We start from the raw sequence: 17,276 nt of genomic DNA on the forward strand, positions 1-17,276 counted from the left end.
CGCGCTGCCTGACCGGGTGGACCTCCCCGAACCGTGGGCGGCCGACTCCGCGGGCGCGGGCGCGGCCGTTCCACAGGACCCCGTATTGGTCGCGGTCGTCGGGCTGCTCGTCGGCGTAGGCGATGCCGTCGGCACGGCACACGAGGCGCCGCTCGGCGGCCTGTTCGCCGGACCATGCGGCGATGTACGGCACAGGCAGTGCGGGCGCGGTCATCCTGCGCGCCTCGCGGTGGTGGCGTCCCGGAGCGCGCGGCGCAGACGGGCGCCGGTCTCGCAGTCGCGTTCGGGGCTGTTGCAGCCGGAGCACGGGGGCGTGGCCTCGGCGCCGCCGGTGTGGTCGACGAGGGTGCGGTACGCGGCCGCTTCGGCCGGTGACCAGGGGATGTGCTGAATGCTCAGGGCGGGGGTCCGTGTGGTCATGCCGGGACGGTAGGGACTGCGATTGCGTGCCCGTGCGCGGATTGTGGGTGATTGCGCATGTGGGGGCAGCGGCTGCCGCGGATTGCCTACAGAGGGTCGAGGGAGGCGCGAGCGCGGCCGATCAGGCGGCGTGCCGGTGGTCCGTACTCGGCGGCCTGGGCGAGCCACTCCCACGCCCGTTCGTACAGGGCCAGGTCGTCATCACCGGTCAGCCACAGTTCCTCGCTGATCGTCTCGACGATGACCAACCGGCGGTCGTAGATCCAGAAGCCGTGCGGCGCGGTGCGGCGTAGTTGGGTGCCGAACGGGAGGATGCCGATCTCTACGCGGCGTTGCCCGACGAGGTTGTACAGGCGGTCGAGCTGCTCGGCCATGATGTCGGCCGGGCATGAGCGGTGGTACAGGGCTGCCTCGCACAGCAGGAAGCGGAAACTCTTCTCCGGGTCGTACAGGGCCTCTTGGCGGCGTATGCGGGCGGCGACGGCGGCCTCGGTCGTCGGCGCGATACCGCGGAACTCTGCGTTGGTGTCGAAGATGACGCGGGCGTACTCCGGGGTCTGGAACAGACCGGGTATGCGGGAGACTTCCAGGCCCCGGATCATCGCGGTGTGTTCGGTCTGGCGTACCGCGATCTCCTGTCGGCCCCGGTGACCTCCGGCCAGTTGGCGACGCCATGACCGGTGGCGCTGCTTCATCTCCAGCCCGGCGCGCAGCCCCTGCAACTCGCCCTCCGCGTCGGCCCGCTCGCAGGCCTGCGCCCACGCCGCGAGATCGGCGCGGGTGGGTGTCTGCTTGCCGTTCTGCAACCGGGAGACCTTCGACGTCTGCCAGCCGAGTTTGGCGGCGAGGTCTTTGCCGTCGAGGCCGGCCTCGGTGCGCAGCTCACGCAGCCGCGCGCCGAGGGCTTCCCGGGCCGTCTGAAAGTCGCTGGTCACGCGCTGGAACGTACCTGCTCGGCGTAGTCGCTGGTAGGCGTGGCGTGGTGCCATGCCGCGTCGCGGGCCTGGCAGGCGGCGAGCACGTCGGCGGGGTCCTCGGTGACGTGGACGCCAAGTGTGGTGTCGTCCTCGTCGAATGCGAACCGGGCGAGGACCTTGGAGTCGAACAGCCAGAAATCGTATTCGGGCAGGCGCAGCCGATCGGCGTCGGTGCGGGGCAGGTTGCGGATGTCCTCGCCCGCGGCGAGGTTGCCCGGTGCGCTGGCGAGCAGGAAGCGTTGCCCCTCCGTGGGCGGGGTGTCGACGAGGCGGACGCGTTCGAACCTCTTGCCCTGGGCGGTCTGGGCGGCGACGTTCTCGCGCCACGGGTTGGGCGGCTCGGCGGCGATGACCTCCCCGTTGAGCCAGCGTTGCCACTTGGGGCTATTGCGGTCGGAGGCGTAGCCGCGGCGGGTCTCCAGTCGAAACGCGGTGTGCCGGAAGTCGCGGAACAGGTGGGAGATCGCGGAGAACGGCTGTAGCGGGGGCGTGTCGGTTCTGGGGGCGTAGCGGGTGAGGAGTGCTCGGGGGACGCGTACGAACGTCTCTGACGGCTTGACGTCGCGGAGCTGGGCGAGGTGCTCGGGGTCGGTCTCGCGGTCGCCCTGGACGAGGATTTCCTCGGTCTCCGGGATCTCGTACAGGGTGGGGCAGTCTCCATCGTCGCTGGTGGTGCCAATGAACCGTAGTGTCATGTCGCCCTCCGGTCACATGTGGTCGGATGACCAGGATGCGCCGGATGGCTGTCGACTGCCCGGTGATTGCTGGAAATTGCGGACAAGTGGACAGACTGCTGAGTTGCGCGCAATCGCTGATGCCACGGTACCCACAGTCGATCTGTCGGAATTCCGCCCTCCGGCTCCAGTCGTCGCTAGTGTCTCGCCATCGCCTACAAGCTTGGGGGGCTCATGGACCTGACCGCTGTCAGCAAGGCCGTAGAGGATGGGAACGGCTACGCGGCCGTCTCCGTCAAGACGCTCAGGAACGCCTTCGGCGCTCAGCGTGCAAAGAGCAACGTGGTGCAGCAGATTTCAGCGGGTCTTCGAGCTGGTGGCTTCGGACACGTGCCATTCGATATCCCAAAAAGGCAGGACCGAACCGTGCTGGTGTACCGCCTGGACGGCACTTCCGCTTCGGCGCTCCTCGCTCTGGTTGAGGCTGCACACGGAGACGGCGAACAGGCGAATGGCTCGGCATGGCTGCTCTCCACCATGCTGCCGACCATCAACAGCAAGAAGTAGGAGCGCCAGGGAGGCCGGCAACACAGTCTGCCGCCGGCCGCTCCCGCGCGAGCACGGTGGCTTGCCCTGGCCAGCGCGCATCAGTGGCCCGGGGCGGAAGATTCGGAGAAGATGCCGCTTGCTCCCCCGGTCGGCGGATCATGTGGAAGTGGCCACTGCGGCGCGAGAGGACGTCGGAAACCCTGCACGTGAGACAGTGAGCGCAAGAGAGGGCGACACCGTGGACGACCGACCGCGAACACACTGCCACCCGTGACGTCCTCATTGAAGGGCAAGACCTGAGACGTCGCGCGGCGCGATGACAAGGCAGCCCCGGAGGGGACGGGCGGCCCCGGTGCTCAATCCCTGGACACGAACATGGAAGGCGAGGCACCGCACCGCACCATGGATGGCACCACACCCCCCTACGACCCGACGTCAGTCGCCCGCTACGCCCCCGAACCGGACAAACGCCCCGGCCGCACCGCCTTCCAACGCGACCGCGCCCGCATCCTGCACTCCTCGGCCCTGCGCCGCCTCGCCGGCAAGACCCAGGTCGTCACGCCGGGCGAGCGCAGCCCCGTCTGGGACGCCAGCCCCCGCACCCGCCTCACGCACTCCCTCGAATGCGCCCAGGTCGGCCGCGAACTCGGCGCCGCCCTCGGCTGCGACCCGGACCTCGTCGAGGCCGCCTGCCTCTCCCACGACCTGGGCCACCCGCCCTTCGGCCACAACGGCGAACAGGCGCTCAACGCCTTCGCCGAGGACTGCGGCGGCTTCGAGGGCAACGCCCAGTCCCTCCGCCTCCTCACCCGCATCGAGCCCAAGCGCTTCACCGAGGACGGCTCCGTCGGCCTCAACCTCACCCGCGCCACCCTCGACGCCGCCACCAAGTACCCCTGGCCGCGAGGCGCCCACCCCACCGACCCCGCCTCGCCCAAGTTCGGCGTGTACGACGACGACCGGCCCGTCTTCGAGTGGCTCCGCAAGGACGCCCCCGGCGCCCGCACCTGCTTCGAGGCCCAGGTCATGGACTGGGCCGACGACGTGGCGTACTCCGTGCACGACGTCGAGGACGGCCTGCACGCCGGTCACATCGACCCGAACTGCCTGCTCGCCGACCCCGAGCGCGAGGCGGTCTTCGAGGTAGCCGTCGGCCGCTACGTCCCGGCCGGCACCGACCACGCCGAACTCGCCGCCGCCCTGGACCGCCTCCTCGCCCAGGACTGGTGGCCGCACGGCTACGACGGCTCGGCCGTCGCCCAGGCCAGGCTGAAGGACGCCACCAGCCAGCTCATCGGCCGCTTCTGCCTCGCCGCCGAGACCGCCACCCGGGCCGCGTACGGAGGCGGCCGGCTCACCCGGTACACGGCGGAACTGGTGGTCCCCCGGGAGACCCGCATGGAGTGCGCCGTCCTCAAGGCGGTCGCCGTGCGCTACGTCATGCAGCGCACCGAGCAGGAGCGGCTCCGCGCCGACCAGCGCGTCGTCGTCGCCGAACTGGCCGAGGCGCTCACCGCCCGCGCCCCCGACGGCCTCGACCCCCAGTTCCGCGCCCTGTTCGACGGGGCCGCCGACGACCGCGCCCGCAAACGGGTGATCGTCGACCAGATCGCCTCCCTCACCGATGCCTCGGCCCGCTCGCTTCACGCCCGCCTGACGGGGCATCCATGAGACTGACGGGACAGGTGTGACCCGACAGGCACTCAGGCCCCCGGGACACGGGCCTCCGTGGCCTGATCGGGTCACTCCCTCTTCCCGCACCACGCCACGTGCGGGACGCTCGCATGTGGCGGCACCCTGACGAGGAGGCAAACAAGTGGTCGACGCGGATCAGACATTCGTCATCGTCGGAGGCGGCCTGGCGGGCGCGAAGGCGGCCGAGACACTCCGCACGGAGGGTTTCACCGGCCGGGTGATCCTCATCTGCGACGAGCGCGACCACCCCTACGAGCGCCCGCCGCTGTCCAAGGGCTACCTCCTCGGCAAGGAGGAGCGCGACAGCGTCTTCGTGCACGAGCCCGCCTGGTACGCGCAGCACGACATCGAGCTGCACCTCGGCCAGACCGTCGTCGCGATCGACCGCGCCGCCAGGACCGTCCACTACGGCGACGACGGCACCCGCGCCGGGTACGACAAGCTGCTCATCGCGACCGGCGCCGAGCCCCGCCGCCTCGACGTCCCCGGCACCGGCCTCGCCGGCGTCCACCACCTGCGCCGCCTCGCCCACGCCGAGCGCCTCAAGGGCGTCCTCGCCTCCCTCGGCCGGGACAACGGCCACCTCGTGATCGCCGGCGCCGGCTGGATCGGCCTGGAGGTCGCGGCGGCGGCCCGCGAGTACGGGGCGGAGGTCACCGTCGTCGAGCCGGGACCGACCCCGCTGCACGGCGTCCTCGGCCCCGAGCTGGGCTCCGTCTTCGCCGAGCTGCACGAGGCGCACGGCGTCCGCTTCCGTTTCGGCGTGAAGCTGACCGAGATCATCGGCCAGGACGGCATGGTCCTCGCCGCCCGCACCGACGACGGCGAGGAGCACCCCGCGCACGACGTGCTCGCCGCGGTCGGCGCCGCCCCGCGCACCGCGCTGGCGCAGGCCGCGGGCCTGGAGATCGCCGACCGCGCCCACGGCGGCGGCATCGTCGTCGACGCGAACCTGCGCACCTCCGACCCCGACATCCACGCGGCCGGTGACGTGGCCTCCTTCCACCACGCCCTCTTCGACACCAGCCTGCGCGTGGAGCACTGGGCCAACGCCCTCAACGGCGGCCCGGCGGCCGCCCGCGCGATGCTCGGCCGGGGCCTCGCCCACGACCGCGTGCCCTACTTCTTCACCGACCAGTACGACCTGGGCATGGAGTACTCCGGCTGGGCGCCCGCGGGGTCGTACGACCAGGTGGTGATCCGCGGGGACGCGGCGAAGCGCGAGTTCATCGCCTTCTGGGTGAAGGAGGGCGTCGTACTGGCCGGGATGAACGTGAACGTGTGGGACGTCACGGAGCCGATCCAGCAGCTGATCCGCTCGAAGACCCAGGTGGACACGGAGGCGCTGGCGAACCCGCACGTATCGCTCGAAAGCCTCGTCGCATAGCTGTCAGTCCGTCGCCGGCCCCGATTCCCGGGGGACAACCCCCGGACCCCCGGCCGAATCCCGGCGGTGCCGCGTCGGACGGCCGCTTCGCGGCGGGCCGGACCTCCCGGGCAGAGCCCATCGCCGGGCCCGAGCATGTCGGTGCCGCCCCGTAGACTTCACGCGTGGCTGGACGGATCAACGACGAGGACGTGAAGGCGGTACGGGACGCGGTCCCGATCGACGCCGTGGTGTCCGAGTACCTCCAGCTCAGGAACGCGGGCGGCGGCAACCTGAAGGGCCTCTGCCCCTTCCACGACGAGAAGTCCCCGTCCTTCCAGGTCAGCCCGAGCAAGGGGTTCTTCCACTGCTTCGGCTGCCAGGAGGGCGGCGACACCATCACGTTCGTGATGAAGATCGACCACCTCACCTTCTCGGAGGCGGTCGAGCGCCTGGCCGGTCAGGCCGGCATCACCCTGCGCTACGAGGAGGGCGGGTACAACCCCACCCACCAGCGCGGCGAACGCATCCGCCTGGTCGAGGCCCACAAGATCGCCGCCCAGTGGTACGCGGAGCAGCTCGCCACCAGCCCCGAGGCCGACACCGGCCGCGCCTTCCTCGCGGACCGCGGCTTCGACCAGGCCGCCGCCCAGCACTTCTCCGTCGGCTACAGCCCCCAGGGCTGGGACCACCTCACCCGCTTCCTGCGCGGCAAGGGCTTCAGCGACAAGGAGCTGGTCCTCTCCGGCCTCTCCCAGGAGGGCCGCCGCGGCCCCATCGACCGCTTCCGCGGCCGCCTGATGTGGCCCATCCGCGACATCGGCGGCGATGTCGTCGGCTTCGGCGCCCGCAAGCTCTACGAGGCGGACAACGGCCCGAAGTACCTGAACACCCCGGACACCGCGATCTACCGGAAGTCCCAGGTCCTGTACGGCATCGACCTGGCGAAGAAGGACATCGCGAAGGCGTCCCGCGCGGTCGTCGTCGAGGGCTACACGGACGTCATGGCCTGCCACCTCGCCGGCGTCACCACCGCCATCGCGACCTGCGGCACGGCGTTCGGCGGCGACCACATCAAGATCCTCCGCCGCCTCCTGATGGACAACGGCTCCGCCCGCGTGATCTTCACCTTCGACGGCGACGCGGCCGGCCAGAAGGCGGCCCTGCGTGCCTTCGAGGACGACCAGAAGTTCGCCGCCGAGACGTACATCGCCATCGCCCCCGACGGCATGGACCCCTGCGACCTGCGCCTGGCCAAGGGCGACGACGCGGTCGCCGACCTGGTCGAGCCGCGCACCCCGCTCTTCGAGTTCGCGCTCCGCCAGATCGTGAGCCGCTACGACCTGGACACCCCGGCCGGCCGCGCGTCGGCGCTGGACGAGGCCGCCCCGGTCGTCGCCCGCATCAAGAACAGCGGCGCCCAGCACGAGGTCGCCGTGCAGCTCGCCGGCATGCTCGGCATCCTCGACACGCAGTTCGTGGTCAAGCGGATCGCCCAGCTGGCCCGCTGGTCCCGCGACCGCGGCGGCAAGGGCTCCGCCCCCGACCGGCAGCAGCGCGGCAGCGGCGGCGCCCCGCAGCAGTACGCCGGCCCCGCCGGTCCGAGCCCGCGCGGCGGCCCGGCCCTCAACCTCCGCAACCCCGTCTTCGCCACCGAACGCGAGCTGCTCAAGCTGGCCCTCCAGCGCCCGGAGCTGGTCTCCCCGGCCTTCGACGCGTACGGCGTCGACGAGTTCACCGCCCCGCCCTACGCCGCCGTACGCGAGGCGATCATGGAGGCGGGCGGCGCCGAGTTCGGCGTCCAGGACCCGCAGGACTACCTGGTCCGCGTCCGCGAGGCCGCCCCCGACGACGCCGTCCGCGCCATGGTCACCGAACTCGCGGTCGAGGCGATCATGCTGCACCGCGGCGTGAAGGACGTCGACGAGGTCTACGCGGGCGCCCAGCTGGTCACCGTCCGCCGCCGGGCCGTCGAGCGCCGCATCCGCGACATCACAGGCCGCCTCACCCGCCTCACCGGCCACGGCGACCCCGCCGAACTGGCCGCCGTGCAGAACGAGCTGTGGATCCTCCAGCAGTACGACCAAACCCTGCGCGTACAGGGCGCCGCCGCCCTCTAGGAACGACCGCGGGTAACCGCGCGGTCACGCCCGGACGCAAAAAGTCACCGCACGCCCCTCGTGGCGGTGATGTGTCGTACCCCACACTGGGGGCGGTGCCCGAGTCCTCGGAGCGCGGCCGATCCGTCCCGGCGGGTCGCTGATTCCCGCGGTTCCGTTCACGCGTACGGAGCGGACCGCGGCGAACGAGCCGGCTCCGCCCCCGAAGTACCGCCGCCGGCCCCCGTCGGCCGCGTCCATCCTGGAGGTCGCCCCCGTGCAGACCCAGACCCTCACCCAGACCGACACCAGTACCGACGGCGCGGAGCCGGACGCGGAGAGCGGCGTCCTCGTCGCTATGCCCCCGCAGCACCGCGCCGTGCACCACCCCGAGAACCGGCCGGAGGAGCCGCCCGCGGCGGAGGACGCCCCCGAAGCGGCCGAGCACCCCGCCGCCCCCGCCGACGCCCCCGAGCCGGACGGACCGCCGCCGCCCACCCGTACGGAGACCGGCGGGCCCTCCTCCGACCTGTTCCGGCAGTACCTGCGGGAGATCGGCCGGATTCCGCTGCTCACCGCGGCCGAGGAGGTCGACCTCGCCCGGCGCGTGGAGGCCGGGCTGTTCGCCGAGGAGAAGCTGCGGCTCGCCGTCGACCTGGACAGCCGGCTCGCCCTGGACCTCGACCGGCTCGTCGTCATGGGCCGCCTGGCCAAGCGGCGCCTGATCGAGGCGAACCTGCGGCTCGTGGTGTCGGTGGCGAAGCGGTACGTCGGGCGCGGGCTGACCATGCTGGACCTGGTCCAGGAGGGGAACCTGGGGCTGATCCGGGCCGTGGAGAAGTTCGACTACGCCCGCGGCTACAAGTTCTCCACCTACGCCACCTGGTGGATCCGCCAGGCCATGTCCCGGGCGCTGGCCGACCAGGCGCGCACCATCCGCGTCCCCGTCCACGTCGTGGAACTCATCAACCGGGTCGTCCGCGTCCAGCGGCGCATGCTCCAGGAACGCGGCTACGAGCCGACCCCGCAGGACGTCGCCGCCCACCTGGACCTGGCCCCCGAGCGGGTCGGGGAGGTGCTGCGCCTCGCCCAGGAGCCGGTCTCCCTGCACGCCCCGGTCGGCGAGGAGGACGACGTCGCCCTCGGCGACCTGATAGAGGACGGCGACGCCGCCAGCCCCGTCGAGTCGGCCGCGTTCCTGCTGCTGCGCGAGCACCTGGACGCGGTGCTCTCCACCCTCGGCGAGCGCGAGCGCAAGGTCGTCCAGCTCCGCTACGGCCTGGTCGACGGCCGCCCCCGCACGCTGGAGGAGATAGGCCGCATCTTCGGGGTCACCCGCGAGCGGATCCGCCAGATCGAGTCCAAGACGCTCAACAAGCTCCGGGACCACGCCTACGCGGACCAGCTGCGCGGGTACCTCGACTGAGGCGGAACCGCGGGAGCGGCCCGGTCAGGCGTCGTCCGGGCCCGCCGTCTGCCGCCGCTGCCTGGCGTCGACGCCGGCGCCGATCGCCGCACCGCAGCCGATCCCGAGCGCGACGCCCGCGCCCAGGTTGCCGCCGAGCTGCCCGAGGCTGATGCCGAGCGCCACCCCGATCGGCAGCCACAGCGCCAGCCCGGTGCCCGGCCGGTACCCGGTGCCGTCGTCCGTCCGGTCCGCCCCGTCCGCACCCGGAGCCTTGCCGTCGTCCGCCATCGTCCCGTTACCCCTCGTGTCCGTGGCCGCAGGTCAGTCGACCTCGGCGACCGCCTGCGCGAACTGCGCCGCGTACAGGCGCGCGTACCCGCCGCCGGCCGCCAGCAGCTCGCCGTGCGTGCCCTGCTCGATGATGGACCCATTCTCCATCACCAAGATCACGTCGGCGTCGCGGATCGTCGACAGCCGGTGCGCGATCACGAAGGACGTCCGCCCGTGCGCCAGCTTGGCCATCGCCTTCTGGATGAGCACCTCGGTACGGGTGTCCACGGACGACGTGGCCTCGTCGAGGACCAGGATCACCGGGTCGGACAGGAACGCCCGCGCGATGGTGATGAGCTGCTTCTCACCGGCGCTCACCCCCGTGCCCTCGTCGTCGATCACCGTGTCGTAGCCGTCGGGCAGCGTCCGCACGAACCGGTCGGCGTGCGCGGCCCGCGCCGCCTCCTCGATCTCCCCGCGCGTCACCTTCCGCGACGCCCCGTACGCGATGTTCTCCGCGATGGTGCCGCCGAACAGCCAGGTGTCCTGGAGCACCATGCCGATGCCGGCCCGCAGCTCGTCCCTGGACATCTTCGCCACGTCCACGCCGTCCAGGGTGATCCGCCCGCCGGATACCTCGTAGAACCGCATCAGCAGATTGACGAGGGTGGTCTTCCCGGCGCCCGTGGGTCCGACGATGGCGACCGTGTGCCCCGGCTCCACCTTCAGGGACAGGTCCTCGATCAGGGGCTTCTCCGGGTCGTAGCGGAAGGACACGTGCTCCAGCTCCACCCGCCCGCGCAGGTCCTCGGGCCGGGCTCCCGGGATCGGGTCCGCCGACTGCTCCTCGGCGTCCAGCAGCTCGAAGATCCGCTCCGCCGACGCCACCCCCGACTGCACCAGGTTCGCCATCGACGCGACCTGCGTCAGCGGCATCGAGAACTGCCGGGAGTACTGGATGAAGGCCTGCACGTCACCGATGGACAGGGAGCCCGAGGCGACCCGCAGGCCGCCCACCACCGCGACGAGCACGTAGTTCAGGTTGGACACGAACATCATCAGCGGCTGCATGACCCCGCTGTTGAACTGCGCCTTGAACCCGGCCTCGTACAGCGCGTCGTTCTCCTCGGCGAACTGCTTCGCCGACTGCTCCTGGCGCCCGAACACCTTCACGAGGGCGTGTCCGGTGTACATCTCCTCGATGTGCGCGTTCAGCCGTCCCGTCGAGCGCCACTGCTGCACGAACTGCGGCTGCGACCGCTTGCCCACACGCGTGGCCACCACGTACGACAGCGGCACGGTCACCAGCGCGACCAGCGCCAGGATCCAGGAGACGTAGAACATCATCGCCAGCACGCCGATGATGGTCAGCAGCGAGTTGATCAGCTGGCCCATGGACTGCTGCAGCGTCTGCTGGATGTTGTCGATGTCGTTCGTCGCCCGGCTCAGCACCTCGCCGCGCTGCCGCTTGTCGAAGTACGACAGCGGCAGCCGCGACAGCTTCGTCTGCACGTCCTCCCGCATCCGGAACATGGTCCGGTTGACCGCGCGGTTCACCAGCCGCGTGGCCACCGCCATCAGCAACCCGGCGACGGCGAACACCGCCAGCGCGAGCAGCAGCACCTCACCCACGGCACCGAAGTCGATGCCCTGGCCCGGGGTGAAGTCCGTGCTGCGGAGCATGTCGGCGACATCGCCGTCGCCGCGCTCGCGCATGGAGTCCAGGACCTGTTGCTTCGTGGCCCCGGACGGCATGTCCCGCCCGACGATGCCCGCGAAGATCAGGTCGGTGGCCCTGCCGAGGATCTTCGGCCCGATCACGCTGAGACCGACGCTGACGACCAGGCACGCCAGCAGCGTGCAGAGGACCACCCGCTCCGGCCGGAACCGGGCGACGAGCCGCTTGCCCGACCCCTTGAGGTCCATCGAACGCTGGTCGGGACCGCCCCCGGCCATCATGCGACCCGCAGGCCCGGCCATCAGGCGGCCTCCGCTTCCGTCAGCTGGGAGAGCACGATCTCCCGGTAGGTCTCGTTGTCCGCCATCAGCTCCTGGTGCCGGCCCACGCCGACCACCCGCCCCTCGTCCAGCACGATGATCCGGTCCGCGTCCCGGATGGTCGCCACCCGCTGCGCCACGATCACCACGGTCGCCTCGGCCGTCTCCCGGCCCAGCTCGGCACGGAGCGCGGCGTCGGTGGCGTAGTCGAGGGCGGAGAAGGAGTCGTCGAAGAGGTAGATCTCCGGGCGCTGGACCAGCGTCCGGGCGATGGCGAGCCGCTGCCGCTGGCCGCCCGACACGTTCGTGCCGCCCTGCGAGACCGGCGCGTCGAGCCCGCCCTCCAGCCGCTCCACGAACTCCTTGGCCTGCGCCACCCCCAGCGCGTGCCACAGCTCCTCGTCGCTGGCGTCCGGATTGCCGTAGCGCAGATTGGTGGCGACCGTGCCCGCGAAGAGATACGGCTTCTGCGGCACCAGCCCCACGGTCCTGGCCAGTAGCTTCGGATCGACGGTCCGTACGTCCACCCCGTCGACCAGCACCTCGCCGTCCGTGGCGTCGAACAGCCGGGGGACCAGCCCGAGCAGCGTGGACTTGCCGCTGCCGGTGGAGCCGATGACGGCGGTCGTCTCGCCCGGCCGGGCCACCAGGTCGATGTGCCGGAGCACCGGCTCCTCGGCACCGGGGTAGCGGAAACCGGCCCCCCGGAGCTCCAGGTGCCCGTGCCGGCGCAGCTCGGTGACCGGCGCCACGGGAGGCACCACACTGCTCTCGGTCCCCAGGACCTCCTGGATGCGCTCGGCGCACACCTCCGCGCGCGGCACCATCATGAACATGAAGGTGGCCATCATCACGGACATGACGATCTGCATGAGGTAGGCGAGGAACGCGGTCAGATCGCCGATCTGCATCCCGCCGCTCTCGATCCGGTGGGCGCCGAACCACACCACCGCGACCGACGACACGTTCACCACCGTCATGACCACGGGGAACATCAGCGCGAGCAGGTTGCCGGAACCCAGCGCCACCTCGGTCAGGTCCGCGTTGGCCTTCCGGAAGCGCTGCTGCTCGTACTCGTCCCGCACGAAGGCGCGGATGACCCGGTTGCCGGTGATCTGCTCGCGCAGCACCCGGTTCACCGTGTCCAGCCGCTCCTGCATGGCCCGGAACAGCGGGCGCAGCCGCCGCACGATGAGGGTCACGCAGATCGCCAGCACCGGCACCACCGCGACGAGCACCCCGGACAGCGGCACGTCCAGGCCGAGCGCCATCACGATGCCGCCGACGCACATGATGGGCGCCGACACCATCAGCGTGAACGTCATCAGGGCCAGCATCTGGACCTGCTGCACGTCGTTCGTCGTCCGGGTGATCAGCGAGGGAGCGCCGAAGCCGCCGACCTCGCGCGCCGAGAAGGACTGCACCCGGTCGAAGACCGCGCCCCGCACGTCCCGGCCGACCGCGGCCGCGGTTCGCGCACCGTAGTAGACGGCACCGATGTTGCACACGACCTGGGCCAGCGAGATGCCGATCATCAGGGCGCCGTAGCTCAGGATGTAACCGGAGTCCCCCTTCACGACCCCTTCGTCGATGATGTCCGCGTTCAGGGTCGGCAGGTAGAGGGAGGCGCAGGTCTGCAGGAACTGCAGCGCCACCAGCAGGGCGATGGGTTTTCGGTAGGGCCTGAGACAGGTCCGCAGGAGTCGTATGAGCACGCTGGGTCTCTCGGAGTCGGCGACAGGAGCGGTTGGTTGCCCCTGGCCCCTATCGTCGAACACTCCACCCGCGTTACCTCAACCGATTAACCCAACAGCGCGCTACTTCCGGCCTTACGGGCGGTGCGGGGCCGCTCCTCACGTGCGCAGCGCGCCCGGATGCGTCTGCTCCCGCACCGACACGAACTGCTGGCGCACCGCCTGCCCCACCGCCAGCTCCTCGCCCGGCTCCAGCACCTGCGCGACCGCGCCCTGCCAGACGGGGGGAGTGCGCGGGTCCAGCGTGCCCTGGGACACGCCCAGCGCCCAGGCCGCCTGCCGGGCGGAGCCGATCGCGGCGTAGTCCGCCGGCTGCGGTACGACGACCTGCGTCCCGAACAGCGCGGGCGCCGCCGCCTGCACGGCCGGCAGCTCGGCCGCCGCGCCCAGCAGGAAGACCCGCCGCACGTCCACGCCCCGGCCGCGCAGCACGTCCAGGGCGTCGGCGAGACCGCACAGCATGCCCTCGAACGCGGCCCGCGCCAGATGCTCGGGCTTCATCGACTCGCGCCGCAGGCCGGCGAGCGTGCCGGCGGTGTGCGGCAGGTTCGGTGTGCGCTCGCCCTCCAGGTAGGGCAGCAGCACCAGCCCGTGCGAGCCCGGCGTCGACTTCATCGCCAGCTCGGACAGGCTCTCCAGGTCCGGCACGCCGAGCAGCTCGGCGGCGCCCCGCAGGGTCCGTACGGCGTTCAGGGTGGTGACGACCGGCAGGTGCATGCCGGTGGCGTCCGCCAGGGCGGTGATCATGCCGGACTGGTCGACGAGCGGCTCGGTGTGCACGGCCATGACGGACCCGGAGGCGCCCAGCGACACCACCGCGTCGCCCAGCCCGATCCCCAGCCCGAAGGCGGCGGCCTGCGTCTCGCCGGTCCCGGCGGAGATCAGCAGGCCCTCCGGCGTCGTACCGGCCGCGTCGGCCGGGCCGATCACCTCCGGCAGCATCACCTGGTGCCCGAGCGCCATCTCGACCAGATCGGGCCGGTAGCCGCTGGTCGCCGCCGACCAGTAACCGGTCCCGGACGCTCCGCCCCGGTCGGTGGTCCTCCGGACCGGCCGCCCGAGCAGCTGCCACACCAGCCAGTCGTGGGCCTGGAGCAGCACGGCGGTCCGTGCCGCCGCCTCGGGTTCGGTCCGGGCCAGCCAGCGCAGCTTGGTCACCGGCTGCGCGGCCTGCGGCACCGAGCCCACGGCATGCGCCCACGCCTCACGCCCGCCGAGCGCGTCGATCAGGTCGGCCGCGGCCACCTGGGAGCGCTTGTCGCCGCCCACCATGGCCGGGCGCACGGTGTTGCCCTGCGAGTCCAGCGGCACGACCGAGTTCGCCTGCGCGGACACGCCGATGGCCTGCACGCCCTCCAGCAGGCCGCCGCCGGCGGCCTCCCCGAGGGACAGCAGCCAGGCCTGCGGATCGACGTCCGATGGACGGCCCCCGCCTTCGGGGCTCTCCACCGGATGCGGCGCGTAGCCCTGCCGCAGCACGGCACCCGTGTCCGAATCGCAGACGACGATACGAGTGAAATCGGGCGAACTGTCCAACCCGGCGACTATCCCCATGCCCAAAATTCTGCCGCACCGCGAGCGGTGTCCGTACCCGGTGGGGGCACGGGACCCGGCACAGGCACCCGTCTCAGGTGTTGCTGGTGCCCCAGTCGTCCGCTCCGCTGCCGTTGGTGTTGCGTTCGCGCAGGGAGCGGACCCGCTGGGCCACCGAGTCGGGCATCCGGTCCCCGACCTTGTCGCTCACCGCGGTGTACGCCTTGTCGGCGAAGTGCCTGCCCTGCTGGGCCGCCGACTCGGCGGTGTTGCGTACGGCGGGGTTCTGCGCGACCTGACGGGCGGACTTCCGCAACTGCTCGTACCGCTCCCGACCGGCCTTCGTGCCCAGCACGTATCCCACCGCGAGTCCGACGACGAACGTGAGCCGGTAACGCATGGCGGCCACCCTTCCCTTGCCCTAGGTCCCCGGTGCCGGGGAGTACCGATTGGCGGAGCACCCCCCTGCTTGCGCTAATGTATGTGTCGCAGCGAGCGCGCGCCCCCTGGCGGATACCCAGGAGGAGGCGTTCGATGCAACGAGTCAATCCTCGGTAGCTCAATTGGCAGAGCAGCCGGCTGTTAACCGGCAGGTTACTGGTTCGAGTCCAGTCCGAGGAGCTCGGTCCTCCGTAGCTCAATTGGCAGAGCAGCCGGCTGTTAACCGGCAGGTTACTGGTTCGAGTCCAGTCGGGGGAGCACGGTGAACGAGGACCCCGCAGGGGGTCCTTTTTCATGTCCGGGAACCGCGCGGCACGCTGCGGAGTCCTCAAGGTCATGAAGGCGTCGCGGTAGCCGACCATCCGAGGCAGGAGATCGTATGAGCGGCTATGCTGCGGCAGACGGCGCGCACACTTGTACGCGACACGCCGCTATGGGGCGGTAGCTCAGCCGGTTAGAGCAGCGGACTCATAATCCGCCGGCCGTGGGTTCGAGTCCCACCCGCCCCACTCCAGCCTCTTGGCGCAGGAACGTTCAGGTACACGCGTGCGGGGACGCCACCGGGTCGGTGGCGTCCCCGCACGTGTCGGCGTCGGCGCTGAGGTCAGACGGCCCACTTGCTGCAGGTGCCGGCGCTCACCCAGCGGTGCGAGCTGATGGCGTTGCTGACCCGGTAGCCGCTGGTGAAGTAGTCGTTGGTGAGGTCGGAGGCGTAGCCCTCGTTGCGGGACAGGCAGATGTGGCCGCCGCTCCACTGCGTTCCGGTTCCGTTGAAGAACTGGACTTCGTAGTTGTTGCCCTTGTTGAGAATGGACGTCGCCTTGTTGGTGTCTCCGCCCTGGAAGCTTCCGCCGCCGTCACCCCAGTTGGAGTCGTTGCCCACCGCCCTGCCGAGGTATCCGTCGCAGTAGGCGTAGTCGTAGGCGTACATGTAGCCGGAGGCCGCGCCCGAGTAGTTGTCGGAGCAGGTCGCGGCCGCGTGCGCGGAGGAGACGGGAAGGGCGGTTCCGAGAGCGGCCATGGCCATGACGGTCAGGGCGGCGGGCAGTTTCCTCATGAATGAGACTCCTTGGCTGTCGGTCGAATAGGAACTTCCCGTGGCCGGCACGCCACGGAGATCTGGGCGGGGCATGTTTCGGCCTCAGAGGTTTCCGGCCCGTTCGAGGGCGGACATCCTCATCCGCTGGTATGTGGTGAAAGCTTCCGAGTGCTCGCGCAGGGCTCGTTCGCGGTATTCCTTCTCGAGGGCACGCGCGATCTTTCCGAGGGATGTCTTCCGGGAGCATTCGGCCTCGGTCACGGCCAGCGCGGATTCCGCTTTCCGGGCTTGCGACTCGCTCATGCCCTTGGTCAGACGGGCCCGCTGCCTGCGGATGTCATCGGGGCTCTCGAAGGGCTTCCCCGAGTCCTTCATGCAGTGCGACCACGCCGTCACGGCGGTGACCAGGCGTTCGTCCCGAAGGATCCGCGGAACGTACAGGGGTGTCAGCGACGTCACGGTCTTCCTGGCGCGGAACCAGGTCGGGTAGTCGCCGTAGAGCTGCCCCCTCGCCTCCGCGTAGCAGCCCGTGCGCGGGGTGCGGACCGAGCCGCCGGACGGCAGTTCGACGGTGAGGGTGTCGTCGAAGTCCCCGTCGAGCGCCCGGGAGTACCGAACGCGTTGCTTCTCGGGGAGCGCTTCGGAGTAGGTGATGTTGGGGTGGCTGCGGCGTGCCTTCTCGGCCGCGATGTCGAATGACCGGCCGTAGCCGTACCGGCGGGCCCATTCGACATCGTCCACGACGTACCCGCCGGCCTTGCGTTCCGCGAGGCCCGCCACCGGGCCCGGCCAATAGCGGAAGCCTTCGCGGCGCATGCACCGTCGGACGAGTTCCTCCTCCGCGCGGTCGACTTCTATTTCTTCCGCGGAGGTCAGGTCCCTGACCGGAGTTCCCGGCTCGGCGGCGGCCTTTTCCTGATGCGGCCGCTCCGTGTCCGTCGGACTTCCGCTCCCGGTTTCGCAGCCGGCGGTCAGGCACAGGACGAGAGCGACCGAAAGCAGAATGGTTTTCTTCCCCCGCACCCGGTGCCTCCTCATCAATGGCTCCGCTTC

At 70.9% G+C, this 17,276-nt stretch carries 15 protein-coding genes and 3 tRNA genes; 8 read left to right on the forward strand and 10 right to left on the reverse strand.

Annotated features, from left to right (window positions below; genetic code table 11):
* Positions 1–210: 210 nt before the first annotated feature.
* From RI578_RS27135 to RI578_RS27145, 3 genes are all read right to left on the reverse strand, one after another.
* On the reverse strand, positions 211–420 hold the full coding sequence (locus tag RI578_RS27135; RefSeq protein WP_310873514.1) for a hypothetical protein: 210 nt from the start codon (positions 418–420) through the stop codon (positions 211–213).
* Positions 421–506: 86 nt separating this feature from the next.
* Positions 507–1,355: a helix-turn-helix transcriptional regulator gene (locus RI578_RS27140; RefSeq protein ID WP_310873515.1), complete on the reverse strand. Its 849-nt coding sequence runs from the start codon at positions 1,353–1,355 to the stop codon at positions 507–509.
* The gene (locus RI578_RS27145) at positions 1,352–2,092 is read right to left on the reverse strand and encodes a DUF6879 family protein (RefSeq protein ID WP_310873516.1); all 741 of its coding nucleotides are present in this window, start codon (positions 2,090–2,092) and stop codon (positions 1,352–1,354) included. Before RI578_RS27145 ends, RI578_RS27140 begins: the two co-directional genes overlap by 4 nt.
* A gap of 213 nt (positions 2,093–2,305) precedes the next feature.
* On the opposite strand from RI578_RS27145, the gene RI578_RS27150 reads away from it, so the two are divergent.
* From RI578_RS27150 to RI578_RS27170, 5 genes are all read left to right on the forward strand, one after another.
* On the forward strand, positions 2,306–2,638 hold the full coding sequence (locus tag RI578_RS27150) for a hypothetical protein (protein ID WP_310873517.1): 333 nt from the start codon (positions 2,306–2,308) through the stop codon (positions 2,636–2,638).
* 384 nt (positions 2,639–3,022) lie between these two features.
* On the forward strand, positions 3,023–4,291 hold the full coding sequence (locus tag RI578_RS27155; protein WP_310875872.1) for a deoxyguanosinetriphosphate triphosphohydrolase: 1,269 nt from the start codon (positions 3,023–3,025) through the stop codon (positions 4,289–4,291).
* 145 nt (positions 4,292–4,436) lie between these two features.
* The gene (locus RI578_RS27160; RefSeq protein WP_310873518.1) at positions 4,437–5,702 is read left to right on the forward strand and encodes an FAD-dependent oxidoreductase; all 1,266 of its coding nucleotides are present in this window, start codon (positions 4,437–4,439) and stop codon (positions 5,700–5,702) included.
* A 164-nt stretch (positions 5,703–5,866) separates the two neighbouring features.
* Positions 5,867–7,801 (forward strand): DNA primase, encoded by a 1,935-nt coding sequence (gene dnaG / locus RI578_RS27165; protein ID WP_310873519.1) that lies wholly within the window; start codon positions 5,867–5,869, stop codon positions 7,799–7,801.
* Positions 7,802–8,057: 256 nt separating this feature from the next.
* On the forward strand, positions 8,058–9,206 hold the full coding sequence (locus tag RI578_RS27170) for an RNA polymerase sigma factor (RefSeq protein ID WP_399061535.1): 1,149 nt from the start codon (positions 8,058–8,060) through the stop codon (positions 9,204–9,206).
* Positions 9,207–9,230: 24 nt separating this feature from the next.
* On the opposite strand, the gene RI578_RS27175 is transcribed toward RI578_RS27170, so the two are convergent.
* The 5 genes from RI578_RS27175 to RI578_RS27195 form a co-directional block, all read right to left on the reverse strand.
* On the reverse strand, positions 9,231–9,476 hold the full coding sequence (locus RI578_RS27175; RefSeq protein ID WP_310873520.1) for a hypothetical protein: 246 nt from the start codon (positions 9,474–9,476) through the stop codon (positions 9,231–9,233).
* Between the two features lie 33 nt (positions 9,477–9,509).
* Complete coding sequence (locus tag RI578_RS27180; RefSeq protein WP_310873521.1) at positions 9,510–11,438, reverse strand: ABC transporter ATP-binding protein; 1,929 nt, start codon at positions 11,436–11,438, stop codon at positions 9,510–9,512.
* A complete protein-coding gene (locus RI578_RS27185; protein WP_310873522.1) occupies positions 11,438–13,171 on the reverse strand; it encodes an ABC transporter ATP-binding protein in 1,734 nt (577 codons plus the stop codon). The genes RI578_RS27180 and RI578_RS27185 overlap by 1 nt, the downstream gene beginning before the upstream one ends.
* A 138-nt stretch (positions 13,172–13,309) precedes the next feature.
* Positions 13,310–14,764, reverse strand: coding sequence for an FGGY family carbohydrate kinase (locus RI578_RS27190; protein WP_310873523.1), 1,455 nt, complete (start codon positions 14,762–14,764; stop codon positions 13,310–13,312).
* Between the two features lie 73 nt (positions 14,765–14,837).
* A complete protein-coding gene (locus RI578_RS27195; RefSeq protein WP_121746894.1) occupies positions 14,838–15,143 on the reverse strand; it encodes a YtxH domain-containing protein in 306 nt (101 codons plus the stop codon).
* A gap of 148 nt (positions 15,144–15,291) precedes the next feature.
* On the opposite strand from RI578_RS27195, the gene RI578_RS27200 reads away from it, so the two are divergent.
* The 3 genes from RI578_RS27200 (at position 15,292) to RI578_RS27210 (ending at position 15,693) form a co-directional block, all read left to right on the forward strand.
* Positions 15,292–15,364, forward strand: a tRNA-Asn gene (locus tag RI578_RS27200).
* Between the two features lie 5 nt (positions 15,365–15,369).
* A tRNA-Asn gene (locus RI578_RS27205) sits at positions 15,370–15,442 on the forward strand.
* A 177-nt stretch (positions 15,443–15,619) separates the two neighbouring features.
* Positions 15,620–15,693 (forward strand) — tRNA-Ile (locus tag RI578_RS27210).
* A gap of 95 nt (positions 15,694–15,788) precedes the next feature.
* Here RI578_RS27210 and RI578_RS27215 read toward each other — a convergent pair.
* Both RI578_RS27215 and RI578_RS27220 read right to left on the reverse strand, forming a co-directional pair.
* Entirely contained in the window at positions 15,789–16,241 is a 453-nt protein-coding gene (locus RI578_RS27215) for a hypothetical protein (protein WP_310873524.1), read from the reverse strand.
* A gap of 84 nt (positions 16,242–16,325) precedes the next feature.
* Complete coding sequence (locus RI578_RS27220) at positions 16,326–17,039, reverse strand: hypothetical protein (RefSeq protein WP_310873525.1); 714 nt, start codon at positions 17,037–17,039, stop codon at positions 16,326–16,328.
* Positions 17,040–17,276 lie beyond the last annotated feature (237 nt).

This window comes from Streptomyces sp. BB1-1-1, from assembly GCF_031597775.1.
In the GTDB taxonomy this organism is placed as follows: Bacteria; Actinomycetota; Actinomycetes; order Streptomycetales; family Streptomycetaceae; genus Streptomyces; species Streptomyces thinghirensis.